At 58.3% G+C, this 24,998-nt stretch carries 25 protein-coding genes; 9 read left to right on the top strand and 16 right to left on the bottom strand.

The annotated features are described in order from the left end of the window. Positions 1-57: 57 nt before the first annotated feature. Positions 58-615, top strand: coding sequence for a GspH/FimT family pseudopilin (locus PMI27_RS09720; protein WP_008154924.1), 558 nt, complete (start codon positions 58-60; stop codon positions 613-615). On the opposite strand, the gene ispH is transcribed toward PMI27_RS09720, so the two are convergent. From ispH to murJ, 6 genes are all read right to left on the bottom strand, one after another. Then, positions 584-1,531, bottom strand: coding sequence for a 4-hydroxy-3-methylbut-2-enyl diphosphate reductase (gene ispH / locus PMI27_RS09725; protein ID WP_008154926.1), 948 nt, complete (start codon positions 1,529-1,531; stop codon positions 584-586). The genes PMI27_RS09720 and ispH overlap by 32 nt on opposite strands. A 140-nt stretch (positions 1,532-1,671) precedes the next feature. After that, positions 1,672-2,109, bottom strand: coding sequence for an FKBP-type peptidyl-prolyl cis-trans isomerase (gene fkpB / locus PMI27_RS09730; RefSeq protein ID WP_177327872.1), 438 nt, complete (start codon positions 2,107-2,109; stop codon positions 1,672-1,674). 7 nt (positions 2,110-2,116) lie between these two features. Next, a complete protein-coding gene (gene lspA / locus PMI27_RS09735) occupies positions 2,117-2,629 on the bottom strand; it encodes a signal peptidase II (protein WP_008154929.1) in 513 nt (170 codons plus the stop codon). Beyond that, entirely contained in the window at positions 2,622-5,453 is a 2,832-nt protein-coding gene (gene ileS, locus PMI27_RS09740; protein WP_008154931.1) for an isoleucine--tRNA ligase, read from the bottom strand. Before ileS ends, lspA begins: the two co-directional genes overlap by 8 nt. Further along, positions 5,454-6,404, bottom strand: a complete 951-nt coding sequence (ribF, locus tag PMI27_RS09745; RefSeq protein ID WP_008154932.1) for a bifunctional riboflavin kinase/FAD synthetase — start codon at positions 6,402-6,404, stop codon at positions 5,454-5,456. A gap of 129 nt (positions 6,405-6,533) precedes the next feature. After that, on the bottom strand, positions 6,534-8,072 hold the full coding sequence (gene murJ / locus PMI27_RS09750) for a murein biosynthesis integral membrane protein MurJ (RefSeq protein WP_008154935.1): 1,539 nt from the start codon (positions 8,070-8,072) through the stop codon (positions 6,534-6,536). A gap of 252 nt (positions 8,073-8,324) precedes the next feature. Here murJ and rpsT point away from each other — a divergent pair, with 252 nt between their 5' ends. Continuing rightward, on the top strand, positions 8,325-8,603 hold the full coding sequence (gene rpsT / locus PMI27_RS09755; RefSeq protein WP_008154937.1) for a 30S ribosomal protein S20: 279 nt from the start codon (positions 8,325-8,327) through the stop codon (positions 8,601-8,603). A 186-nt stretch (positions 8,604-8,789) separates the two neighbouring features. Here the strand turns inward: rpsT and PMI27_RS09760 are convergent, their stop codons facing one another. The 5 genes from PMI27_RS09760 to rplU form a co-directional block, all read right to left on the bottom strand. Continuing rightward, a complete protein-coding gene (locus PMI27_RS09760; RefSeq protein ID WP_008154938.1) occupies positions 8,790-9,254 on the bottom strand; it encodes a CreA family protein in 465 nt (154 codons plus the stop codon). 12 nt (positions 9,255-9,266) lie between these two features. Then, the gene (gene proB / locus PMI27_RS09765) at positions 9,267-10,385 is read right to left on the bottom strand and encodes a glutamate 5-kinase (protein WP_033053411.1); all 1,119 of its coding nucleotides are present in this window, start codon (positions 10,383-10,385) and stop codon (positions 9,267-9,269) included. Between the two features lie 123 nt (positions 10,386-10,508). Then, positions 10,509-11,732 (bottom strand): Obg family GTPase CgtA, encoded by a 1,224-nt coding sequence (cgtA, locus tag PMI27_RS09770; protein WP_008154942.1) that lies wholly within the window; start codon positions 11,730-11,732, stop codon positions 10,509-10,511. A 194-nt stretch (positions 11,733-11,926) separates the two neighbouring features. Further along, positions 11,927-12,202 carry a 50S ribosomal protein L27 gene (gene rpmA / locus PMI27_RS09775; RefSeq protein ID WP_003215862.1) on the bottom strand — a complete coding sequence of 92 codons (276 nt, stop codon included), beginning with the start codon at positions 12,200-12,202 and terminating at the stop codon, positions 11,927-11,929. Between the two features lie 34 nt (positions 12,203-12,236). Next, positions 12,237-12,551 carry a 50S ribosomal protein L21 gene (gene rplU / locus PMI27_RS09780; protein ID WP_003176051.1) on the bottom strand — a complete coding sequence of 105 codons (315 nt, stop codon included), beginning with the start codon at positions 12,549-12,551 and terminating at the stop codon, positions 12,237-12,239. A 240-nt stretch (positions 12,552-12,791) separates the two neighbouring features. Here rplU and PMI27_RS09785 point away from each other — a divergent pair, with 240 nt between their 5' ends. The 3 genes from PMI27_RS09785 to PMI27_RS09795 all read left to right on the top strand — a co-directional run bounded on the left by PMI27_RS09785 (position 12,792) and on the right by PMI27_RS09795 (position 14,725). Continuing rightward, positions 12,792-13,760: a polyprenyl synthetase family protein gene (locus PMI27_RS09785; RefSeq protein WP_008154944.1), complete on the top strand. Its 969-nt coding sequence runs from the start codon at positions 12,792-12,794 to the stop codon at positions 13,758-13,760. A gap of 159 nt (positions 13,761-13,919) precedes the next feature. Next, the gene (locus PMI27_RS09790; protein WP_008154270.1) at positions 13,920-14,261 is read left to right on the top strand and encodes a zinc ribbon domain-containing protein YjdM; all 342 of its coding nucleotides are present in this window, start codon (positions 13,920-13,922) and stop codon (positions 14,259-14,261) included. A gap of 206 nt (positions 14,262-14,467) precedes the next feature. Continuing rightward, on the top strand, positions 14,468-14,725 hold the full coding sequence (locus PMI27_RS09795; RefSeq protein ID WP_008154268.1) for a PA4570 family protein: 258 nt from the start codon (positions 14,468-14,470) through the stop codon (positions 14,723-14,725). Between the two features lie 128 nt (positions 14,726-14,853). Here the strand turns inward: PMI27_RS09795 and PMI27_RS09800 are convergent, their stop codons facing one another. The 3 genes from PMI27_RS09800 to PMI27_RS09810 all read right to left on the bottom strand — a co-directional run bounded on the left by PMI27_RS09800 (position 14,854) and on the right by PMI27_RS09810 (position 16,586). Then, positions 14,854-15,471, bottom strand: coding sequence for an FKBP-type peptidyl-prolyl cis-trans isomerase (locus PMI27_RS09800; protein WP_008154266.1), 618 nt, complete (start codon positions 15,469-15,471; stop codon positions 14,854-14,856). A gap of 121 nt (positions 15,472-15,592) precedes the next feature. Next, entirely contained in the window at positions 15,593-15,892 is a 300-nt protein-coding gene (locus PMI27_RS09805; protein WP_008154265.1) for a DUF6482 family protein, read from the bottom strand. A 205-nt stretch (positions 15,893-16,097) separates the two neighbouring features. Next, positions 16,098-16,586, bottom strand: a complete 489-nt coding sequence (locus PMI27_RS09810; protein WP_008154262.1) for a TIGR00645 family protein — start codon at positions 16,584-16,586, stop codon at positions 16,098-16,100. Between the two features lie 159 nt (positions 16,587-16,745). Between PMI27_RS09810 and PMI27_RS09815 the strand changes: the two genes are divergently transcribed. Beyond that, positions 16,746-18,575 carry a hypothetical protein gene (locus PMI27_RS09815; protein WP_008154260.1) on the top strand — a complete coding sequence of 610 codons (1,830 nt, stop codon included), beginning with the start codon at positions 16,746-16,748 and terminating at the stop codon, positions 18,573-18,575. 5 nt (positions 18,576-18,580) lie between these two features. Here the strand turns inward: PMI27_RS09815 and PMI27_RS09820 are convergent, their stop codons facing one another. Both PMI27_RS09820 and PMI27_RS09825 read right to left on the bottom strand, forming a co-directional pair. Continuing rightward, complete coding sequence (locus tag PMI27_RS09820; RefSeq protein ID WP_008154258.1) at positions 18,581-18,922, bottom strand: PA4575 family protein; 342 nt, start codon at positions 18,920-18,922, stop codon at positions 18,581-18,583. A 314-nt stretch (positions 18,923-19,236) separates the two neighbouring features. Further along, entirely contained in the window at positions 19,237-21,675 is a 2,439-nt protein-coding gene (locus PMI27_RS09825; protein WP_008154256.1) for a Lon protease family protein, read from the bottom strand. Between the two features lie 275 nt (positions 21,676-21,950). Between PMI27_RS09825 and PMI27_RS09830 the strand changes: the two genes are divergently transcribed. The 3 genes from PMI27_RS09830 to PMI27_RS09840 all read left to right on the top strand — a co-directional run bounded on the left by PMI27_RS09830 (position 21,951) and on the right by PMI27_RS09840 (position 24,937). Then, positions 21,951-22,439 carry a DUF3015 domain-containing protein gene (locus PMI27_RS09830; protein WP_008154254.1) on the top strand — a complete coding sequence of 163 codons (489 nt, stop codon included), beginning with the start codon at positions 21,951-21,953 and terminating at the stop codon, positions 22,437-22,439. Positions 22,440-22,545: 106 nt separating this feature from the next. Then, positions 22,546-24,399, top strand: coding sequence for an Lnb N-terminal periplasmic domain-containing protein (locus PMI27_RS09835; protein ID WP_008154252.1), 1,854 nt, complete (start codon positions 22,546-22,548; stop codon positions 24,397-24,399). A gap of 181 nt (positions 24,400-24,580) precedes the next feature. Next, a complete protein-coding gene (locus PMI27_RS09840) occupies positions 24,581-24,937 on the top strand; it encodes a hypothetical protein (protein ID WP_008154250.1) in 357 nt (118 codons plus the stop codon). The last annotated feature ends 61 nt before the right edge of the window (positions 24,938-24,998 follow it).

Below are 24,998 nucleotides of genomic sequence, written 5' to 3'. Positions count from 1 at the left end.
TTGCCATTACTCGCGCAGGGATCGCGCGGGCCGCAGCACTCCAGGGAGGGAGATGACATGCATCAGCGAGGTTTCAGCCTGATCGAACTGCTCATGGGACTGACAATTGTCGGGATTGTTCTGCTGTTGGTCAGTCCGGCGTTTGCTGCACTGACTGAATCGAACCATCGCGAACAGGTGGCAGAGTCGCTTATCAGCGGTATACGCAACGCCAGAACCGTTGCCATCACACGCAACCAGAGCGTCGTGATTCACGGCATCAACGGCGACTGGAGTCAGGGCTGGCGGATCATTCTGGATATCAGTGGCAAAGGGGCGGAGGACAACAGCAATCCGCTGCTGATTGAGCGCGCGAGTGGCGCTGAGGTGCCGATTGTCGGCAATTGGCCGGTCAGGCGATACATACGCTTCAACAGTATTGGCGAGCCACAGATGCCCGGACGGGCCTTTCAAGCGGGGACACTGCACATTTGCGCAGCCCGCGAACCGGTCACTCAGCTCCAAGTGGTGCTGGCCGCGACCGGTCGCGTCAGCCTGCGCAGCCATAAGGCTGAGCAGGCGCTGTGCCCAGGGGGCAAAAGCGTTAAAGCAGGGAGCGGACGCGCAACTCTTTAGGCATGGAGAAGGTAATGTTCTCCTCGCGACCGGCCAGCTCATCGGCACCGGTAGCGCCCCACGCCTGCAATTGCTGGATCACGCCACGCACCAGCACTTCCGGTGCGGAGGCACCAGCGGTGATGCCGATTCGCTCGACACCGTCGAACCAGCTCTTTTGCAGGTCTTCGGCACCGTCGATCAGGTAGGCCGGGGTGGCCATGCGCTCGGCCAGTTCACGCAGGCGATTGGAGTTGGAGCTGTTCGGGCTGCCGACCACCAGGACCACGTCGCATTCGTCGGCGAGTTGCTTGACCGCGTCCTGACGGTTTTGCGTGGCGTAGCAGATGTCGTCCTTGCGCGGGCCACCGATCGCCGGGAAGCGAGTACGCAGTGCGTCGATGACGCGGCTGGTATCGTCCATGGACAGGGTGGTCTGGGTCACGAACGCCAGTTTTTCAGGGTTGTTCACCTGCAATTCGGCGACGTCTTTCTCGTCTTCGACCAGATAGATCGCGCCACCATTGCTGCCATCGTACTGGCCCATGGTGCCTTCGACTTCCGGATGACCGGCGTGGCCGATGAGAATGCATTCACGGCCGTCGCGGCTGTAGCGTGCCACTTCGATGTGTACCTTGGTCACCAGCGGGCAAGTGGCGTCGAACACCTTCAGGCCACGACCGGCGGCTTCGGTGCGCACGGCCTGGGAAACACCGTGGGCACTGAAGATCACGATGACGTCGTCCGGCACCTGATCCAGTTCTTCGACGAAAATCGCCCCGCGAGCACGCAGGTCTTCGACGACGAATTTATTGTGGACCACTTCGTGGCGCACGTAGATCGGCGGCCCGAAAACTTCCAGGGCGCGGTTGACGATTTCGATTGCCCGGTCCACACCGGCGCAGAAGCCACGGGGGTTGGCGAGTTTGATTTGCATGCTGTGCCTCGTGTCTTGCGCGCAAGAAGTTAGATCATTACAACCCTGTAGGAGCTGAGTTTGCTCGCGATGGCGATGTTTCAGTCAACATTGATGTTGAATGTCATGACGCCATCGCGAGCAAGCTCAGCTCCTACACGTTAGAGCGATTTGACGTTGATGATCTCGACGTCAAAGGTCAATGTCTTGCCGGCCAGCGGGTGGTTGAAGTCGATGGTCACTTGCTCGTCATCGAATGTCTTCACTACACCGGGCAACTCAGTATTGGCCGCATCGTTGAAGATCACCAGCAAGCCAGGCGACAGTTCCATGTCCTTGAACTGCGAGCGAGGGATGATCTGTACGTTCTGCGGGTTGGGTTGGCCAAAAGCGTTTTCCGGCTGAATCGTCAGCGTACGCTTGTCGCCAGCCTTGAAGCCGAACAGCGCTGCTTCGAACCCTGGCAACAGGTTGCCGTCACCGACCTTGAAGGTCGCCGGGGCTTTGTCGAAGGTGCTGTCGACGGTGTCGCCGTTCTCCAGGCGCAGTGCAAAGTGCAAGGTGACTTCCGTGTTCTGGCGGATGCGTTGCTCAGCCAATACCTGTTCAGTCATGAACGGCTTCTCCGGTTTTCTTACTTTTGAACATGTCCAGCGCAAGCATTACGGCACCGACAGAGATTGCACTGTCGGCAAAGTTGAACGCCGGGAAATACCAGCGGTTCTGCCAATGCACCAGAATGAAATCGATCACATGGCCCAGGGCAATGCGGTCGTACAGATTACCCAGCGCGCCACCCAGCACCAGCGCCAAAGCGACGGCCAGCCAGGTTTCGTTGCGCCCCAGACGCTTGAGCCACACTACCAGCACCGCACTGACCACGACCGCGATCAGGGCAAACAACCAGCGCTGCCAGCCGGAACTGTCGGCCAGGAAGCTGAATGCCGCGCCCGTGTTATAGGCCAGGGTCCAGCTGAACAAATCGGGGATCACCACGATTTGCTGGAACATCTCGAGCTTGCCTTCGAAGTAGAACTTGCTGGCCTGGTCGATGACCAGGACCAGCAAACTCAACCAGAGCCAGCTCAGCCGTCCGAAACGGCCAGCCGCATTAGGCATAGTGACGAACCTCGCCAGCGCCGCTGATGTTGTCGACGCAACGACCGCAGATTTCCGGATGCTCCGGGTTCACACCGACGTCTTCACGGCAGTGCCAGCAACGGGCGCACTTGGCGTGGCTCGACTTGACCACTTGCAGTTTCAAACCGCTGACTTCGGTGACCACGGCATCGGCCGGCGCCTGAACGAACGGTGCAACGGTCGCGGTCGAGGTGATCAATACGAAGCGCAGTTCGTTGCTCAGCTTGGCCAGGTCGGCGCTCAGCGCCTCTTCGGCGTACAGCGTCACTTCGGCTTGCAGGTTGCCACCGACGGCCTTGGCCGCGCGCTGGATTTCCATTTCCTTGTTGACCGCGACCTTCACCGCCATGATCCGCTCCCAGTAGGCGCGGTCCAGCTCGACGTTTTCCGGCAGCTCGGTCAGACCTTCGTACCAGGTGTTGAGCATTACCGATTCGTTACGCTCGCCCGGCAGGTATTCCCACAGTTCGTCAGCGGTGAACGCGAGGATCGGCGCGATCCAGCGCACCAGCGCTTCGGAGATGTGGTACAGCGCGGTTTGCGCCGAACGGCGGGCCTTGCTGTTGGCGCCAGTGGTGTACTGACGGTCCTTGATGATGTCGAGGTAGAAACCGCCCAACTCCTGCACGCAGAAGTTGTGGATCTTGGAGTAGACGTTCCAGAAGCGGTATTCACCGTAGTGCTCTTGCAGCTCGCGTTGCAGCAGCAGGGTGCGATCCACGGCCCAACGGTCCAGCGCCAGCATTTCTTCGGCCGGCAGGATGTCGGTGGCCGGGTTGAAGCCGGTCAGGTTGGAGAGCAGGAAGCGCGCGGTGTTACGGATCCGCCGGTAGGCGTCCGCACTGCGTTGCAGGATCTGCTCGGAAACTGCCATTTCACCCGAGTAATCGGTGGAAGCAACCCACAGACGCATGATGTCGGCGCCCAGGGTGTCGTTGACCTTTTGCGGCGCGATCACGTTGCCCAGGGACTTGGACATCTTGCGACCGGACTCGTCGACGGTGAAGCCGTGAGTCAGCAGCTCGCGGTATGGCGCGTGGTTGTCGATGGCGCAACCGGTCAGCAACGACGAGTGGAACCAGCCACGGTGTTGGTCCGAACCTTCCAGGTACAGGTCGGCACGTGGACCGGTTTCGTGGCCCATCGAGTGCGAACCGCGCAGAACGTGCCAGTGCGTGGTGCCCGAATCGAACCAGACGTCCAGAGTGTCGCTGATCTTGTCGTACTGCGGCGCTTCGTCACCGAGCAACTCGGCGGCGTCCATCTTGAACCAGGCTTCGATGCCTTCGACTTCGACGCGCTTGGCGACTTCTTCCATCAATTCAGCAGTACGTGGGTGCAGCTCGCCGCTTTCCTTGTTCAGGAAGAACGGGATCGGCACGCCCCAGTTGCGCTGACGGGAGATGCACCAGTCAGGACGGTTGGCGATCATCGAGTGCAGGCGCGCCTGGCCCCAGGCCGGAACGAACTTGGTCTCTTCGATGGCTTTGATCGCCCGCTTGCGCAGGGTGTCGCCGGTCACAGGCTCTTTGTCCATGCCGATGAACCACTGCGCGGTGGCGCGGTAGATCAGCGGGGTCTTGTGACGCCAGCAGTGCATGTAGCTGTGTTCGATGATGCTGGTGTGCAGCAGCGCACCGACTTCGGTCAACTTGTCGACGATGGCCGGGTTGGCCTTCCAGATGAACTGGCCGCCGAAGAATTCCAGCGACGGTACGTAAACGCCGTTGCTTTGAACCGGATTGATGATGTCATCGTTGACCATGCCGTACTTCTTGCAGGTCACGAAGTCGTCTACGCCGTAGGCCGGCGAGGAGTGAACCACGCCGGTGCCAGCGCCCAGTTCAACGTAGTCGGCCAGGTAAACCGGCGACAGGCGATCGTAGAACGGGTGACGGAAGTTGATCAGTTCCAGCTCTTTACCGGTGGTGGTCGCGATGACCGAGCCTTCCAGGTTGTAACGGGCCAGGCACGACTCGACCAGCTCTTCCGCCAGCACCAGCAGTTTGTCGCCGACATCGACCAGGGCGTAGTTGAATTCCGGGTGAACGTTCAATGCCTGGTTGGCCGGGATGGTCCACGGGGTGGTGGTCCAGATCACGATCGAGGCAGGTTTACCCAGCGCAGGCAGACCGAAAGCGGCAGCCAGCCTGGCTTCGTCGGCAATCGGGAACGCCACGTCGATGGTCGAGGACTTTTTGTTCTCGTACTCGACTTCTGCTTCAGCCAGGGCCGAACCGCAGTCGAAGCACCAGTTCACAGGCTTCAGGCCCTTGAACACGAAACCGCCCTTGACGATTTCTGCCAAGGCACGAATTTCACCGGCCTCGTTTTTGAAGTCCATGGTCTTGTACGGGTTGGCAAAGTCGCCCAACACGCCCAGACGGATGAATTCGGACTTCTGGCCTTCGATCTGCTCGGTGGCGTAGGCACGGCACAGTTCGCGGGTCTTGTCCGCGCCCAGGTTTTTACCGTGGGTCACTTCGACTTTGTGCTCGATCGGCAGACCGTGGCAGTCCCAGCCCGGAACATAAGGCGCGTCGAAGCCCGACAGGGTTTTCGAGCGGATGATCATGTCCTTGAGAATCTTGTTCAGCGCATGACCGATGTGAATCGTGCCGTTGGCGTACGGAGGACCGTCGTGAAGTACGAACTTCGGACGATCCTTGCCAATCTCGCGCAACTTACCGTACAGGCCAATGCTGTCCCAGCGCTGCAGAATCTGCGGTTCGCGCTGAGGCAGGCCGGCCTTCATTGGGAAGGCGGTGTCCGGAAGGTTTAGCGTGGCTTTATAGTCGGTCATTTAAGGCTCTTCATTAGCGATTGGCGCTAGGTGCGACAGGGCACGGGCGGCGGCAACATCCGCATTGATCGCCGTCTTAAGCGCCTCCAGAGAGGCGAAACGCTGCTCTTCACGCAGCTTGTGGTGGAAAACCACCGTCAAACGCCGGTCATACAGATCGCCGGCAAAATCTAAAAGATGCACTTCGAGGTGGGCTTTGCCATCACCTTGAACGGTTGGCCGCACGCCAATGTTGGCGACGCCTGGCCAGGTCTTGCCGTCGATGTCGACGTTGACCAGGTAAACCCCGGTCAGCGGCACGCGACGACGCTTGAGTTGTATGTTGGCCGTCGGCGTCCCCAATTGGCGCGCCAGCTTCTGGCCATGCAGGACCCGCCCGGCAATCCGGAACGGACGACCGAGCAGTCGCTCGGCCAAAGCAAAATCGGCAGCCGCTAGGGCATTGCGGACCTGGGTGCTGCTGACGCGAATACCGTCAAGCTCCACGGTCTGCGCCGCTTCGACGGTAAAGCCCTGCAGGACGCCAGCCTGTTGCAGGAAATCGAAATCCCCTACCCGGTCACAGCCGAAACGGAAATCGTCACCGACCTCAAGATGTTGTACACCGAGGCCGTCCACCAGAATGGTATCGACGAATTCGGCGGCGCTGAGCTTGCTCAAGCGCTGGTTGAAGGCCAGGCACAGGACCCGGTCGACACCCTCTTCGGCCAGCAGCTGCAGTTTGTCCCGCAGCCGGGCCAGACGGGCCGGAGCCGTGTCCGGCGCGAAGAACTCTCGCGGCTGCGGCTCAAAAATCACCACGCAGCTGGGCACGCCCAACTCGAGCGCACGCTCACGGAGCCTCGCCAGGATAGCCTGGTGGCCACGGTGAACACCGTCAAAGTTGCCAATAGTGGCGACACAGCCCCGATGCTGGGGGCGCAGGTTGTGGAGGCCTCGAACCAGCTGCATAACGCGCTTCTTGCTCATAAAGTGGTCGATTATAACCACACCCGGCGGCCGACGACAGGCAACACCGTAACCCAAAGTGATCGAGCCGACAAAACCGTCGATTCGCCCGTGTTTATCGAGGTCGCAACCTCAGCTCAGCGCCTTGCGATTGAAGTCGCGCAAACGGAAGCCCATCAACAGCAACATGCCGAAATAAGCCACCACACCGGCAATGACCAATGCGCCCAGACGCAGGAACCTCTCCAGCATATGCCCTTGATCCCAGGCTGGCATGAAATGCATTCCAAGCAGCAATACAGCAGACATCACTAACACGGCTATCACTAGCTTGAAGCCAAACTTCGCCCACCCCGGTTGCGGCTCATACATCTGCTGCTTGCGCAGCTGATAGAACAGCAGGCCGGCGTTAATGCACGCGCCGATGCTGATGGCCAGCGCCAGACCGGCGTGGGCCAGCGGGCCGATCAATACCAGGTTGAACAACTGGGTAACGATCAGGGTAAAAATCGCGATTTTTACCGGTGTGCGGATGTTTTGTTGCGCATAAAAGCCCGGCGCCAGCACTTTTATCACAATAATCCCGAGCAAACCGACCGAATAAGCGATCAGCGCCCGCTGGGTCATGGAGGCGTCAAACGCACTGAACTGGCCGTACTGGAACAAAGAAACCGTCAACGGCTCGGCGAGAATCCCCAGCGCCAGGGAGCACGGCAGCACCAACATGAAGCACAGGCGCAGCCCCCAATCGAGGATCCGCGAATACTCCTCACGATCCTTGCTGGCATAAGTCTTGGCCAGGGTCGGCAGGAGAATCGTACCCAGCGCCACGCCCAGCACACCGGACGGCAACTCCATCAAACGGTCGGCGTAGTACATCCAGGACACGGAACCGGCGACCAGGAACGAAGCGAAAATAGTGTTGATGATCAGCGAGATCTGACTCACCGAAACGCCGAGAATCGCCGGCAGCATTTGTTTCATGACCCGCCAGACGCCGCTGTCACGCAGGTTCAGGCGTGGCAACACCAGCAGGCCGAGCTTTTTCAGGTGCGGCAGCTGATAGAGCAATTGCGCCAGGCCACCCACCAGTACTGCCCAGCCCAGCGCCATGACCGGCGGATCGAAATACGGTGTCAGGAACACCGAAAAGATGATCATGCTGACGTTGAGCAGGGTCGGCACGAAGGCCGGCACCGAGAAGCGGTTATAGGTATTGAGGATCGCCCCGGCCAATGAAGACAGGGAGATCAGCAATATATAAGGGAAGGTCACGCGCAACAGGCTGGCCGTCAGCTCGAATTTTTCCGGCGTATCGGTGAAACCCGGCGCGGTTGCCCAGATGACCCACGGCGCAGCGATCATGCCCAAAGCGGTGACCAACGCCAGCACCAGCGTCAGCAGGCCCGAGACGTAGGCAATGAAGGTTCGCGTCGCCTCCTCGCCCTTCTGGCTTTTATATTCAGCAAGAATCGGCACGAATGCCTGGGAAAAAGCCCCCTCGGCGAAGATCCGCCGCAGCAAATTGGGCAATTTGAAGGCGATAAAGAAGGCGTCGGTCGCCATCCCGGCGCCAAATGTACGTGCAATGAGAGTGTCACGAACGAACCCCAGAACCCGGGAAAGCATCGTGATAGAGCTGACGGCGGCCAACGATTTGAGCAGATTCATTGAAAGAGTTTGTGCCTGTCGATAAACAGCAGGCGAACAAAGCGCCTACTTATGCGATACTCCGCGCCGCAGCAGCACAGAGCCAAAGCTCGCGAGTTTACAGGTCAAGCGCCGGAAATAAATATCCCGCCTCTTTATACCTACCACTTAGCGGAACGTCTCAACCGCCCTTGACAAGACATCAACTCATCGGCATGATTCGCGGCCTATTTTGTTTGCTATTTCCTAAAAAGTCTTTCGAGGAGCTCGACGGTGGCCAACACACCTTCCGCCAAAAAACGTGCAAAACAGGCTGAGAAGCGTCGCAGCCACAACGCCAGCCTGCGTTCCATGGTTCGTACCTACATCAAGAATGTAGTTAAAGCCATCGACGCAAAAGACGCTGAAAAAGCTCAAGCTGCTTACGTTCTGGCCGTGCCAGTTATCGACCGTATGGCCGATAAAGGCATCATCCACAAGAACAAGGCTGCTCGTCATAAGAGCCGCCTGAACGGTCACGTCAAGGCTCTGAACCTTGCTGTTGCCGCATAAGCGATAAGCTTGTTAAAAAACCGACCCTAGGGTCGGTTTTTTATTGCCTGCGATTTGGCAAATCCAGCGCAAAAAAAATGTGGGAGTGAGCCTGCTCGCGAAAGCGGCGTGTCAGACGACATTAATGCCGACTGACACCCCCTCTTCGCGAGCAGGCTCGCTCCCACAATTTGGATCTTCGCTAGCTTATTGAGCGCTCGCCCACGGCAGGATTGGGATGGCGGTGACCGCATTCTGTGGACTACCCTCGATCACACGATCGCTATAGACCAGGTACACCAGCGTATTGCGCTTCTTGTCGAGGAATCGCACCACCTGCATGGTCTTGAACACCAGCGACGTGCGCTCCTTGAACACCTCGTCACCATCCTTCAACTCGCCTTTGAAGCGGATCGGCCCGACCTGACGACAAGCGATAGACGCTTCCGCGCGATCTTCAGCCAATCCCAAACCACCCTTCACGCCACCCGTCTTGGCTCGCGACAGGTAGCAAGTCACACCCTCAACCTTTGGATCATCAAACGCTTCGACGACGATGCGGTCGTTCGGACCGACAAACTTGAACACCGTCGACACCTGACCAATCTCCTCGGCCGAGGCCAGCAGCGGCATCGCCAACAGCAGACCCAACAATCCTTTTGCCACGCGCATTCAAGTATTCCCTCAGACCAGGATCAGGTTATCGCGATGAACCAGTTCCGGCTCCGCCATGTAACCCAACAGACCGACAATCGCCTCAGACGACTGACCGATGATTTTTTGTGCTTCCAGCGCGCTGTAGTTGGCCAGGCCTCGGGCGACTTCACGACCGTCCGGCGCCACGCAAACCACCATCTCGCCACGACGGAAGCTGCCCTGCACCAGTTTGACACCCACAGGCAGTAAACTTTTGTTGCCTTTGGACAGCGCCGTCACCGCACCAGCATCCAGCACGAGCGTGCCGCGGGTTTGCAGATGCCCGGCCAGCCATTGCTTACGCGCCGCCAACAGGCCACGCTCAGGCGACAGCAAGGTGCCGATGCGCTCGCCCGCCTTGAGACGATCCAGCACGCGTTCAATACGCCCGCCAACGATGATGGTATGCGCACCGGAGCGAGCCGCCAGCCGCGCAGCACGCAACTTGGTCTGCATGCCGCCACGACCCAGCGCACCACCCGTACCGCCCGCCACCGCATCCAGCGCCGGATCATCAGCGCGCGCTTCGTAAATCAGGTTGGCGTCAGGGTTGTTGCGCGGATCGGCGTCGAACATGCCATCGCGATCGGTAAGGATCACCAGCAAGTCAGCTTCGACCAGGTTGGCTACCAGCGCCGCCAGGGTGTCGTTGTCGCCGAAACGTATTTCATCAGTGACTACAGTGTCGTTCTCGTTGATCACCGGAATAACTTTCAGTTCGACCAGCGCGCGCAAGGTGCTGCGGGCATTCAGGTAGCGCTTGCGGTCGGACAAGTCGTCGTGGGTCAGGAGAATCTGCGCGGTATGCCGGCCATGCTCGGCAAAGCTCGACTCCCAGGCTTGCACCAACCCCATCTGACCGATGGCGGCAGCGGCCTGCAACTCGTGCATCGCACTGGGTCGTACGGTCCAGCCCAAGCGACTCATGCCGGCCGCCACCGCCCCGGAGGACACCAGCACCAGCTCGACGCCAGCCTCATGCAAAGCCACCATCTGCTCGACCCAAACACTCATTGCCGCGCGATCCAGGCCCTTGCCGTCCGCTGTCAGCAAAGCGCTGCCGATCTTCACGACCCAACGCTGCGCACCTGTCACCTTGCTCCGCATCATCTTCAACCTTAGCTTGAGGGCAGCGCGACCCAGCGCTACCCGTAACGTTATTCGTGACTACCGATTTCCAGATACTAAAACGCCGCTCTAGTGAGCGGCGTTTAAGTTTATCGCAACGAATCAGTCACGCACGTAAATGATTTCCGGACCGTCTTCGTCATCCACATCTTCTTCGTCCCAATCATCGTCGCCGATGTCGTGGACCGACTTCACGCCGCTACGGCGCAGGGCACGCTGGTCATCCAGGGCCTGCAGCTGAGCACGAGCTTCGTCTTCGATGCGCTGATCGAGTTCGGCCAACTCTTCTTTGTACGCAGGGTCCGCAGCCAGACGATCGGCACGATCTTCCAGATAACGCATGATGTCGTGGCACAGACGCTCGGTACCCAGCTTAGAGATCGCAGAGATCACATAGACAGGACCGGTCCACTCCAGGCGATCTACGATTTCCTTGACGCGCTCTTCGTGCTCTTCCTCAAGAATCTGGTCGCACTTGTTCAGCACCAACCAACGATCACGCTCAGCCAGGGACGGGCTGAACTTGGTCAGTTCGCTGACGATCACTTCTGCAGCATCCGGAGCGCTGGTGTCATCCAGCGGCGCCATGTCAACGAGGTGCAGCAACAGACGGGTACGCGACAAGTGCTTGAGGAAGCGAATCCCCAGGCCAGCGCCGTCGGAAGCACCTTCGATCAGGCCCGGAATATCCGCGACCACAAAGCTTTTCCAGCGATCGACACTGACCACACCCAGATTCGGCACCAGAGTGGTAAACGGGTAGTCAGCGACTTTCGGCTTGGCGGCCGATACAGCGCGGATCAGGGTACTTTTACCGGCGTTCGGCAAGCCCAGCAGGCCGACGTCCGCCAACACCTTCATTTCCAGCTTCAGGTCACGCGCCTCACCCGGCTTACCCGGAGTGGTCTGGCGCGGAGCACGGTTGGTACTGGATTTGAAACGGGTGTTACCCAGACCGTGCCAGCCGCCATGCGCCACCAGCAGACGCTGGCCAGCCTTGGTCAGGTCGCCGATCACTTCCTGAGTGGCGGAGTCGATAACGGTCGTGCCGACCGGAACACGCAGGACCAACTCTTCACCTTTCTTGCCGGTGCAGTCAGTGCTGCCGCCGTTGGAACCACGCTCGGCATCAAAGTGCCGGGTGTAACGGTAGTCCACCAGGGTGTTGAGGTTTTCGTCGGCGATCATGTAGACCGAGCCGCCATCACCACCGTCACCGCCGTTCGGGCCACCGTTTTCAATGAATTTTTCGCGACGGAAGCTCATGCAACCGTTGCCGCCGTCGCCGGCCTTTACTCGAATCGATACTTCATCAACAAACTTCATAACAAAACGCCTCTCGTCATACGGACGAGCCGAAAAACACTAAGACATAAGACTCTTGCAAAAATGAGCGCAGCGACCTCAATCAACGACCGCAAATCCAGCGCTGGAGCCCATCACAAACAGCTTTGCAAGAGACTCACCCCACAAACGAAAAAGCCCCGTCGCGAGACAGGGCTTTTCCAGCAACTACGTAATTATGCCGCGACGACTTCAGTCTTCGGGACAATGCTCACGTAACGGCGGTTGAAAGCGCCTTTTACTTCAAACTTGATCACGCCGTCGATTTTAGCGAACAGAGTGTGATCTTTACCCATGCCAACACCGTAACCGGCGTGGAATTGGGTGCCGCGCTGACGCACGATGATGTTGCCCGGAATGATAACCTGGCCGCCATACATCTTCACGCCAAGGCGTTTGGCTTCTGAGTCGCGACCGTTACGGGTACTACCACCAGCTTTTTTGTGTGCCATGAGTCAATTCTCCTAGTGAGGAATTAGGCTGAAATTAAGCCTGAATACCGGTGATTTTGATCTCGGTGTACCACTGGCGGTGGCCCATACGCTTCATGTGGTGCTTACGACGACGGAACTTGATGATGCGGACTTTATCGTGACGACCTTGGGAGATCACTTCAGCCACAACGGTAGCGCCAGCAACAACTGGAGCGCCGATGTTCACGTCATCGCCATTGGCGACCAACAGAACGCGATCAAAAGTAACGGATTCGCCGGTAGCGATCTCCAGTTTTTCGATCTTCAGGTATTCACCTGGGGCGACCTTGTATTGCTTGCCACCAGTAACAATTACTGCGTACGACATGGTATTTCTCCGATAATCCTGCTCACCCAGCTCTTTATAAGAAGAGGTATTGGCTGGCATGGCTGCATTGGGCTGGAAGGCCTGTTTGCAATTGCGTAAGGCAGGTGCTGCCCAGGAAGTTCAGGGTGCGCGATTGTACGCAAGCTGCCGGGGTGATGCAAGAGGCCGTCCATCGTGCCTTGACACCCGCCGACGTGGGTCCTAGCATGCCGCGCAACCCTTCTGGAGCAACTGTCGCTGATGCAACCCCAAGCTTTCTACCGCGCGGTGGCGGACGATTTTAGCGCCGTCGACGGCATCATCAAGAAGCAGCTGACTTCCCGAGTGCCGCTGGTATCGAAAATCGGCGATTACATTACCTCGGCTGGTGGTAAACGCCTGCGTCCTCTATTGGTGTTGCTGTGTGGCAAGGCACTGGGTCGCGAAGGCGATGACCTGCGCCTGCTGGCCGCGACCATCGAGTTCCTGCACACCGCAACCCTGCTGCACGACGACGTGGTCGACATGTCCGGCATGCGCCGTGGCCGCTCGACCGCCAACGCCATGTGGGGCAACGCCCCTAGCGTGCTGGTGGGCGACTTCCTGTATTCGCGATCCTTCGAAATGATGGTCGAACTGGGCTCCATGCCGGTGATGAAAATCCTTTCGCAAGCCACGCGCATCATCGCCGAAGGCGAAGTGTTGCAGCTGTCCAAGGTTCGTGACGCCAGCACCACCGAAGAAACCTACATGGAAGTCATCCGCGGCAAGACCGCGATGCTCTTTGAGGCCTCGACACACAGTGCTGCAGCGCTCTGCGAAGCGACATCGGAACAGTCAGAAGCCCTGCGTACATTCGGCGATCACCTGGGCGTGGCGTTCCAATTGGTCGACGACCTGCTGGACTACAAAGGCGACGCCGAAACCCTGGGCAAGAACGTCGGTGACGATCTGGCTGAAGGCAAACCGACCCTGCCGCTGATCTACACCATGCGCGAAGGCACGCCTGAGCAGGCTGCACTGGTGCGCAAGGCGATCCAGAAAGGTGGCATCGAAGACCTGGAAAGCATCCGCGAAGCCGTGGAAGCCTCAGGTTCGCTGGAATACACCGCGCAACTGGCCCGTGACTACGTGGCCCGCGCGATCAAGTGCCTCGATGCGCTGCCTGCCAGCGAATACCGCGATGCTCTGGTCGAATTGAGTGAATTTGCGGTCGCCCGCACGCACTAAAAGCAAGATCAAAGATCGCAGCCTTCGGCAGCTCCTACAGGGTTTTGTGTACGCCTGTAGGAGCTGCCGAAGGCTGCGATCTTTTGCAGCCAGCTCCCTCCTCCGACAAAACCCTATATAATGTGCGACTTTTAGCGATCCTCAATCCAAGGAGCTTTAGTGAGCACGTTGCCACCCTGCCCAAAATGCAATTCCGAATACACCTACGAAGACGGCGCCCAGCTGATTTGCCCTGAGTGCGCCCACGAGTGGTCCGCCAGCGGCGAAGCCGAAGCAGTGTCCGATGACACCGTGAAAAAGGATTCGGTCGGCAACGTCCTGCAGGACGGCGACACAATCACCGTGATCAAGGACCTCAAGGTCAAAGGCACGTCGCTGGTGGTCAAGGTCGGCACCAAGGTCAAGAACATCCGCCTGTGCGATGGTGATCACGACATCGACTGCAAGATCGACGGCATCGGCCCGATGAAGCTCAAATCCGAGTTCGTCAGAAAAGTCTGAGCCTGCTGTATTCCATCCCGCGTCCTGCGTGGGATGGTGCTTCACCCTCCCCCGCTTCGCCCAACAATCCCTCGCAATAGCCAAACGCCAGCCGTTTTGACCTTACGCAACCTTTACCCTTAAAAAAACACAAACCGCCAATAGGTCCTTGCTATTTGATGAATAAGAATTATTCTCATTGAAACCCATCAATGGAGATGAGACCCATGACTTATTTGATCGATGCCTGGCTGGACCGCCCACACCCTTACCTCAGGATCCTGCATCGGGAAACCGGGGAAGTCTGTGCAGTGCTTGAAGAAGAAGCCTTGAACGAGCTGCAGGATCAGGGTGATCTGGACGTCAACGGCTTGAGTTCCAGCGAGCCGGTGGTGCTCAAGGAACTGGTACGCAATCTGTTTCTGTTCTGCTATGCCCGGGCATTGCGCCCGACAAGCGAACTGCACCACAAGATCGAAATATGAGACATACAAAACCCTGTAGGAGCAGAGCTTGCTCGCGATGCAGACGACTCGGTTCCGACTTGAAACAGAGTTGATGCCATCGCGGGCAAGTCGGAACGCCGCCCGCATGCTCCTACAGGGTTACGGTCTTACAGAACGTCGAGCAGTTCGACGTCGAATACCAGTACGCTGTGCGGCGGAATGCTGCCAACGCCTTGAGCGCCGTAAGCCAGTTCGCTCGGCACGTACAGACGCCATTTGCTGCCGGCGTTCATCAGTTGCAGGGCTTCGGTCCAGCCAGCGATCACGCCGCCAACCGGGAATTCTGCAGGCTGACCACGATCGTAGGAGCTGTCGAACACAGTGCCGTCGATCAGGGTGCCGTGGTAGTGAGTGCGCACTTGATCTTCACGGGTTGGCTTGGCGCCTTCACCTTGAGTCAGCACTTCAAATTGCAGGCCGGAAGCCAGGGTGGTGATGCCATCACGCTTGGCGTTTTCAGCCAGGAATGCCAGGCCTTCGCCAGCAGCGGCTTCAGCTTTGGCAGCTGCTTCAGCTTGCATGATTTCGCGAATGACCTTGAAGCTCGCGGACATTTCTTCCTGACCTACACGGCTTTCCTTGCCGGCGAAAGCGTCGGTCAGACCTGCCAGGATCGCGTCCAGGTTAACGCCCGGTGGCGGGTTGTCGCGCAGTTGATCGCCCAGCTGACGGCCAATACCGTAGCTGACGCGGGTTTCGTCGGTGGACAGATTTACTTCGGACATGACACTGCTCCGCTGTGCGGACGACCCTGGAACTAGCCGTGCGTACACAGCGCGTCCCGGAGCGCCCGGAACCAAAAGGGCCAGCAGACTAGCACAGATGCCATCGCGTTGATGAGGGGCGTCAGTGGTGCCACGCAATCGGTACCTTCAGGCTCCCCTCGGAATTGGCACCGAGTCCACACATCTCGTCATGAACCGAAACATGTACAAGGTTGAACGGCAAGCTGGGAAAGGCATGAAGCACTTCACGTGCATGCTCGACCGAACGCAAATGAAACATCTGGCCGTGGGCATCGCTCAATGGGTACGCCGCGCCATGCATCCGCGCTTCCAACAAGTAGATCCCACCTTCCATTGAAATCAGGTTGAGCTCATCGATCTTCCCTGCGATGGCATAAGCATTCAACTCTTTCAGGTCCATGAACACACCTCACGCAGTGGCGAGCCAAGATCATTACAGGCATAGGCCTCGGCGCATCAAAGTACAAGCCACAAACGACACCGCCCGTCTGTTTACCACCCGACCGTAGGAGCAAAGCTTGCTCGCGATGGGATCAGCGCGGTTTGCCTTTAAACCGCAGTGATGTCATCGCGAGCAAGCTTTGCTCCTACAGGGGTTGTGTGAATCAGTGTTTAGTGAGCTTATCCAGATAACCCATGGCAAACGCCGAAATCACGAAGGTCATGTGGATAATCACGTACCACTTCAAATGCTCGGGATCGACGTTCTTGGCGTCCATGAAAATCCGCAGCAGGTGGATGGACGAAATGGCCACGATGGAAGCGGCTACCTTCATCTTCAATGAAGAGGAATCCATGGTGCCCAGCCAGTTGAGCTTTTCCTTGTCCTCGTCGATGTCCAGTTGGGAAACGAAGTTCTCGTAACCGGAAATCATCACCATCACCAGCAAACCGCCTACCAGCGCCATGTCGATCAGCGACAGCAGCACCAGAATCAGATCCGACTCGGCCATCGAGAACACGTTAGGGATGACGTGGAACACTTCCTGGAAGAATTTCAGCGCCAGGGCCAGCAGCCCAAGGGACAGACCGAAGTAGATCGGCGCCAGCAGCCAGCGGCTGGCGTACATTGCATTTTCGATAAAGCGTTCCATCAAATCTCACACAAGGCCTGGAAATGGCCGCGAGTATAACAGCCGCCTGTCACACCCAGAAACCGTTGGGAAATCCGCAACCTGCGCGTGTGTGACAAGGTTTTTCTGCTAGTGTCCAAAGCATTGACAGCTCAGCGACATCGGACAGGAAGACGGGAAATGGATGTGCGATTGCCTTTAACGAGCGCCGGAATTTGCCTGGCTTTGCTGATGAGTGCCTGCTCACCCAGCGATGAGAAGCGCCAGGTCAGCCTCGAGGAAAAGACGGCGCAGTTCGAGAAGTCTCTGGATGCGATTCAAGATCCGAAACTCAAGGATGCCGTGGCTGAACTCGGCGGCTCACTGTTGCTGCTTGAGCGTGCCCAGCTCAAGCTCGACAGCAAACCGGTGGAAACAGAATATGGCGAAGACGCCCTCGCCGTCCTCAAGCACTACCCCACTCCACAAGCCTTGGTCGACACGTACATCAACGGCCTGTTCGTGCTGCACAAAGATTCCAGTTCCGACTACCTGACCGACCTGCAACCGGTGTTCCCCTTCAACTTCAACATTCCGGTCGCGTTTCTCTTTCCCCATAGTCTTGAATGGCAATCGGTGACTTTGAGCAACAAACGCGTCATCCCGTTTCAGCCGGAATGGTCAGAAACCGATCCTGGAATTCAACTGAGCCCATCGAGCTCAAACCTGACCAACCCCGACGACCTGACGGTGACCTACCCCTTCATCGATGGCCTGGATGTCGAAAACAAGAACCAGCCACAACCGGTGAGCCTGCAAGGCAAGGTGGAAGTCATCGCGCCGCGTCGGCTCTACAGCTTCGACCTGACGAAAAAGGACGTTGGCCAGACTCGCACCAACGACAACCTCAGCGTCACCCTGCTGAACCTTGCCAACAACTACGCCGAAATCGAATTCAACAACAGCGCGCCACTGGCCCCCGAGGTCAGCGAAACACCGCTGAACCCGCTGATCGTCCAGGCCAAGGACAGCACCGGACAATTTCTCTCGCGCTCAGGCTCGATCAACGAAACCTCCGCACAAATAGCCTTCTATCAAAAGCAACTGGCGAAAATGCAACAGCAGAAAGCCTGGAGCGAGAGCTTCGAGAAACAGATCGAGGAAGAACAGCGCGCCTTCGAGAAGCAACAGAGCCACCATTATTCCAAGGTGTACTTCAACGGGCCGATCGAAACGCTTGAGGTCAGCGTCCTGGACTTTTCAACCGCCACGGTGACCCGCAAGGACCTGAACCTGCCGGTACTTCGCTTCGACCCACACACCACGCAAAAGACCATCCAGCCACTGACGCTGCCGGTGGTGGTATACGACGACCAGGCCCCGATCTGGCTCAAGGGCGCCACACTTGGCGAGGAACAACTGAAAAAAAGCGTCCGCATCAGTCAGTCGGTCGAAGACCCCAGCGCTGTGCGTATCGACTTCGATCACCCCAGAAGCTTCAATGACGAGCTGCTCGGCACCTCCTTCACCCCCGGCGAAAGCCCGGTCAGTTTCTTTACCGAGGACAGTAACGGCAAGCGCGATGAGCCGATCGAATTGCCGCCTGAGGCTTACCAGGTCGATCCCCTGCGCGGCATCATCACCTACGACTTGAACCTGTTTCCGGAAACGCCGGCTTATGCGGTGGGCTCCATGCCGCTGTTTCTCGCCACCATCGAAAAGAAAACCATCGACGCCCATCAGCTGCCCAAAGGGCTGACGCTCAAAGGCAATGCGCTGGTGGTTGATCTGAAGCTGTTTCCCGCCCAGGACTGGCGTTTCTTCGCCAAGGACGACAGCGGCAATTATCTGAAGGAGATTCTTTCGGTCAGCCACGATGCGAGCGCAGAAGGCCCGGCATTATTGGGGGTGCATTACTTCTACGGGCAGCCAACCCGTCTGGAAACCTATCAACGAACCGATCTCTCCACCGTGCAATATGGCTTCGAGGTCAAACTCGACAAGGCGGACACGTCCAGCCTTGCTCAATAGCCTGTTCAGTGCTCGGGCCGAAACTCGAAACCTCCAGTGTTGCGGCAGCGGCCACCATTGATTTCCCTCAGCTGAGCTTGCAAGTGCAGGCACCAGATTTGCGGATCATCGGCCAGTTCATAGCCGTGCAGGGTGAGGCTTTCAACGATGGTGTCGAGAATCGACTCAGCCACAAAGGGGCCATGAAACGGGCCCTGGGCTTTAATGGCGGAAGGTTGTTCGCCAGCCATTCCAGCGGCGAAAAGCAAGGTCCACATGCCCGTATCCCCCGCCAATGGGCGGATGGCACACTCGATACGGGTCACAAGGCCCAGGCATTGACGGGTGAGGCAGAGGTTGCGCGACATGGCGGCGACCCTCGGTAGATCCGGTATTCAGCCCCCACGGGAGGGCTGTCTCGATCCAGTGATTACTGTCGATATCCTTGACCTGAGAATAGAGGAAAAGTCTGACTAGCACGTCAAGTGAGACCAGAAGGCGCCGAATGGTCATTGTGTGAATATTGACGCCAGACTGATGGCACTTTTGAACTGAATGTCGATTCCGACAACACACCAAAACCTGTAGGAGCCGAGCTTGCTCGCGATGAGGCACTGACTGACAGTCCGCTATCGCGAGCAAGCTCGGCTCCTACAGGGGTTGAGGTGACCTCAGGTTTGTGTCAGGCCGGTTTGGCCTCGACCAGTGCTTCCTGTGCGGCTTCTTTCTCGGCTTCCTTGAGGTCTTCTTCGCTGATCATTTCTGCGATGACCCGCAAACGCTCCACCACCCGCGCGTTAACGCTGCCTTCAGGGAACTGGCCATCGGCGTCCGGCGCACCGGCCGGCTCGCCGACCAACAGGCTCAGGGCTTCATCAGCCTGGCGCACGGCGTAGACGTGGAACTGCCCCGCACGCACCGCCGTCAGCACTTTCTCGTCGAGCATCAGCGTGGCAACGTTGGCGTGGGGAATGATTGCGCCCTGCTCACCGGTCAGCCCGCGCGCTTCGCAGAGCCGGAAGAAGCCTTCGATCTTCTCGTTGACCCCGCCCACCGCCTGCACTTCACCGAACTGGTTGATCGAACCGGTAATCGCAAAACACTGCTTGAGCGGGGTTTTCGACAGCGCCGAAATCAGCGTGCAAGCCTCGCCCAACGATGCACTATCACCATCGACGTAACCGTAGGATTGCTCCAGGGCGATACTCGCGGAAATCGCCAGCGGGAATTCCTGAGCGTAACGACTGCCCAGATACCCCGTGAGGATCATCACGCCTTTGGAGTGAATCGGCTGACCGAGGTTAACCTCGCGCTCGATGTCGACGATGCCGCTACCGCCCGGATAGACCGTGGCGGAGATCCGCGCCGGTATACCGAACGCCGAGTCGCCGACCTCCAGCACTGTCAGCCCGTTGCACTTGCCGACCGCCGCACCTGCGGTGTCGATCAGGATGATCCCGGCCAGCATGTCATCGAGAATCCGCGCCGAGACGCGCCCGGTACGCGTGGCCTTGGCCTTGAGCGCACGTTCGATGTGCCCGGCGTCGGTCATTTCGTCACTGGCCAGTTGGCGAATGAAATCCGCCTCGCTGACCAGTTGGAACAAATCACCGATCCGCGCCGACAAACGCCCCTGGTGCTCAGCCAGGCGAGCACTGTAAGTCGCCAGACGCGCCACCGCATCAGCGGTCAGCGGCGCCATGCCTTCTTCGGAGGTGCGGGTCTTGAGCAACTGGGCGAACTGCTCCAGGCTTTCGTCGACCATCGGGATGTCTTCGTCGAAGTCCACCAGGACGCGGAACATCTCCTGGAAGTCCGGATCGAGGTCCTGCAGCGTGTAGTAGAGCTGTCGGGCGCCGATGATGACCACTTTGACCTGCAGCGGAATGTGTTGCGGCGTCAGGGTCACGGTGGCGAAACGACCCATCTCGCCCAGCGGCGATTCCATTTTCAGTTTGCGCGATTGCAGCGCGCGTTTGAGCGCATCCCACACGAACGGCTCGCTGAGCATTTTTTCCGCTTCAAGAATCAGGAAGCCGCCGTTGGCGCGGTGCAGCGCACCCGGACGCAATTGTCGATACGTGGTGTAGAGCGCGCCCTGATCGGTGGTGTACTCGATGCGGCCGAACAGGTTTTCGTAAGTCGGGTGCGGCTCAAAGACCACTGGCGCACCACCGCTGAACGGATGACCGACCACCAGGCTCGGCGCGTATTGCTCTTCCAGCAGCTTGCGGGCGATGGCGTCCGTCTTGCTGTCGTCCACCAGTTGCTCGACCACGGTCTTGAGCAGGTACACCTGCATCGCTTGCAGGTAACCGCAGACCGCCGCGTTTTCCGCATACTTCTCCGACAACGGAGACAGCAATGGCTGCAAGGCCAGGGTGATGGTTTCTTCGTTTAGCTGGCGCAGTAGATTGCTCGACTCACGCTTCCACTGCGGCAGGCTGGCGAGTTCTTCGTTCAGACGCTCTTCCAGCCATGCAATGTCGTCGTGAAAACGCTCGCGATCAGCTTCCGGCAACTGGGCAAATTCGGCTTCGTCCACAGCCTTGCCTTCGCTCATCGGCGTAAAGGCGATATTGGTGCTGTCGCGGTACAGCGCAACGTCCTTCTCCAGCGCCAGGCGCTCGATCACGTCCAGCGCCTTGTCGTAACGCTGGTTGAAGGCGCGGTCGATGGCGCTTTTCTTTTGCTGGTAGGACGGGTGTTCGAACACGGCCGGAAAAGTAGCCAGCAGGTTGTCGATCAAGCCGTTGATGTCATCGATAAAGGCGCCGGCGGTGCCCGACGGCAACTCCAGTGCGCGAGGCTCGCGGGGATCATCGAAATTGTTGACGTAGACCCAGTCCGCCGGGGTCTGCAGGCGTTTACCTTCGGCTTTCAGGTAGCGTTTGACGAACGAAAACCGGCCGGTGCCGGGCTCGCCCATGACGAATACGTTGTAACCGGGGCGTGGCATCGCCACACCGAACTGCAAGGCTTCGACCGCACGTTCCTGGCCAAGCACACCGCGGAAGGGCTCCAAATCATTGGTGGTAGAGAAGCTGAACTGTTCAGCGGAAAACGGACGGGTCAGCGCTTCAGGCGCTAGACGCAAGCTGGCAGCAACAGGATCAGGCATCGGGCTTCCTTACATCAGGCGGGGCAGATAGCGGCATTCTGGCGCTGCCCATACCTCACTTGCAAGGCGCGCCTCTAGCCAAAGTTTAGACGAAGCATCAGCCCCGGGCCGAGAGGGTCAAAATCAGTGTTTTCAAGGAATGTTTCGCAAAAGATTACGGAACGCCCAGAAAATGCTTAAACTCCTGCTGCGCGGCTGGAACGAATAACCGGCCCACTGGCACCTTTAGGGGCCAGCACCTTGTCCATTGGTATGCACACAAAGAGAACATAGCTATGAAACGGATTCTTCTCGGTACTCTCTTCACCGCTGTATCCATCAACGCAATGGCACAGGCCCCAGGCGGCCCGGATTGCGGTTGGGGCAACATGCTGTTCGAAGGTCAGCGTGGCACCCCGGCGCACTTCCTGGCATCCACCACCAACGGCACTTCCGGCAACGCAACGTTCGGTATGACTTCGGGTACCAACGGTTGCTCGACCAATGCATCGCTGACCTATGGCGGCAAATCCTGGATTGCCATGAATGGCATGATGAACGAGCTGTCCGAAGACATGGCTAAAGGTCAGGGCGAAGCGCTGACCACTTACGCTGTAGTCCTGGGCGTGGCACCGGAAGACCGTGCGCATTTCGCCGCCGTCACTCATGAGCACTTCCAGCAGATCTTCAGCAAGGCTGATGTGACTGCTGACGACGTGCATACCAACACCCTGGCCGTTCTGAAGAGCGATCCTCGTCTGGCCAAGTACGCTACTCAAGCTTAAGCTCGACCCGCCCGCTCCTTTCGGGGAGCGGGTTTTATTTTTTGGACCTGGCCCTTTTGGCCTGCCCCCTTTGGGTCTTTGTTTCTTTCGAATTAAGTTGCCCATTATGCTCAAACGCCTTGCCTGGCTGGCGCTCTGTGTCTGCGCCCCGCTGTCTGCCACGCCCAAAATCGACAATCAACGTTTGCAGCAACTGGCCAATGATCCCTTCTGGATTTCCCTGGGTCACTACGAAACCGCCAAACTCGGCGGCTGGCGCAGCTATGTCAGCGACAAGAAATTCTTCCTCGCCGCCGACGGCAATGAACACCCTGACCGCGAGCTGGCGGCGACCGTGCAAGCACTGTACGCCCCGGCCAGTGCTGGCGAAAAACATGCGCAATGCGTCTACCCGGCCCGCACCCGCTGGCTCAAGGCACAGCTCAACCTGACCGATCTGCCGACGCTTCCCTGCACCGAATTCAAGCAATGGTTCAAGGATGTTTCGCCCCACAGTGCGGTGATGATTTTCCCGGCAGCGTATCTGAACAGTCCGTCATCGATGTTCGGCCACACATTGCTGCGCATCGACCAGGCCAATGTACAAAGCGATCAAACCGCCCTGCTCAGTTATGCGATCAACTTCGGCGCATACATCGAAGGCTCGGACAACAGCATCCTGTACGCCTGGAAAGGCTTGATGGGCGGCTATCCCGGTCTGTTTGCCCTGGTGCCTTATCAAGAAAAACTCTCGGAGTACCGCAGCCTCGAGAATCGCGATCTGTGGGAGTACCGCCTCAATCTGACCCAGGCAGAAACCGAGCGCATGGTCGAGCACGTCTGGGAGCTCAAGCAGATCCAGTTCGACTATTTTTTCTTCGACGAAAACTGCTCTTATCGCCTGCTGGAACTGCTACAAGTGGCCCGTCCAAGCCTGCGATTGACCGAACAATTCCCGCTGACCGCGATTCCTACGGACACCGTCAAAGCGGTGAAAGAAGCCGGACTGGTGGAATCCATTCAGTATCGACCGTCTCGCGAACGTGAACTGCTGAGTCGCGCCGAGCCGTTGACCACTGAAGAACAGGACTGGGTGCTGAAAGTCAGCGCCGACCAGAAGCAACTGCAAGACCCGACATTCAAGTCTCAACCCAAGGATCGTCAGGCGTTGATTATCGACGCCGCCTATCGCCTGGAGCGCTACCGCGCCAACGGCCAGGAGCGTGATCCGCAACGGGCGCAGCGCAGTTTCGAATTGCTGCGGGCGATCAACCAGAACCCGGCACCGGAACTGGACATCCCGCAACCCGGCCTGCCTGAGGATGGCCATGAATCGCGCACCTGGCAGGCCGGTATTGGCACTCGAGGCGACAAGGCGTTTGGCGAGTATGGCTTGCGCATGGCTTATCACGACCTCAACGACAACGCCGAGAGCTTTCCTCTCGGCGCGCAGATCGAAATCCTGCAAATGAAGCTGCGCCAGTACGAGGGCAATCACTGGCAGTTGCAGCAATTGGACCTGGCGACCATCCGTTCCCTGACCCCGCGCAATGAATTACTGCAGCCACTCTCCTGGCAAGTTACTGGCGGCCTGGAGCGCGTGCCGGGCAAGCATGACGACGAAACCCTGGTCAGCCACGTCAATGGTGGTGCCGGCGGGACCTGGCAACTGGGCGACGACATGCTCGGCTTTGCATTGGGCACCGTGCGCATTGAACACAACAACGACTTTGCCGGTTTCATCGCGCCGGCGGCGGGCTTCAACAGCGGTTTGCTGTGGAAAAACCCGTTGGGCAACTTCAGCCTGGAAGCCAAGGGCGACTTCTTCACCAATGGCGAAGTGCGCCGTAGCGTGAGTCTGAATCAGCAGTGGGAATTGTCGCGCAACCTGGGTTTGCGCCTGAGTGCCCAGCGCGAATTCAGCCACCTGGCTTCGCCCGAGAACGAAGTGATGCTTGAGATGAAGTGGTATCACTACTAACCGCCCCACATTACCTGTAGGAGCACAGCTTGCTGGCGATGATATCGACGCGATTGTTCAGATAGACCGAGGTGATGCCATCGCCAGCAAGCTGTGCTCCTACAGATCTCTCTTTCACATCCCGCTCACGAATCCACTCCTAGACTTCTCCTATAGGCCGTTGACGGTCTGGGAGTCTGAGATGTGGCGTTGCGTGGGTGTGGTGGGTTTGCTGATGTTGATCGCGGGTTGCCAGACGACCCACGAGGATCTGATCGCCAAGGGTTATCCACCGGCATTCGCCGATGGCTTCGATGACGGTTGCAGCAGTGGCCGGCAAGCGGCCGGGGCAATCACCGGAGAGTTTCGTAAAAACGTTCCGCGTTACCTCAAGGACAAGCAGTACGCCGAGGGCTGGAGCGATGGCTTCCGTCAGTGTCAGGCGATGCGCGAAAGCGAGGACCGTGAGGATTATCGCAGCCACCATTGGGACGAGCGCGAAAAAGCCTGGCAGCAGCAGAAGGACCAGGACGCCGCTCGTGCTTTTCGCTCGCAATAAGTCGCTGACAGATATCTGTCGAAACTAAAAGCCTGCGACCATGGCCCAAATCCTATAACGG

The sequence above is a fragment of the Pseudomonas sp. GM41(2012) genome (assembly GCF_000282315.2).
Lineage (GTDB): Bacteria > Pseudomonadota > Gammaproteobacteria > Pseudomonadales > Pseudomonadaceae > Aquipseudomonas.
Note: the sequence above shows the minus strand (reverse complement) of the source record. Positions and strands in the feature narration are given on the sequence as shown.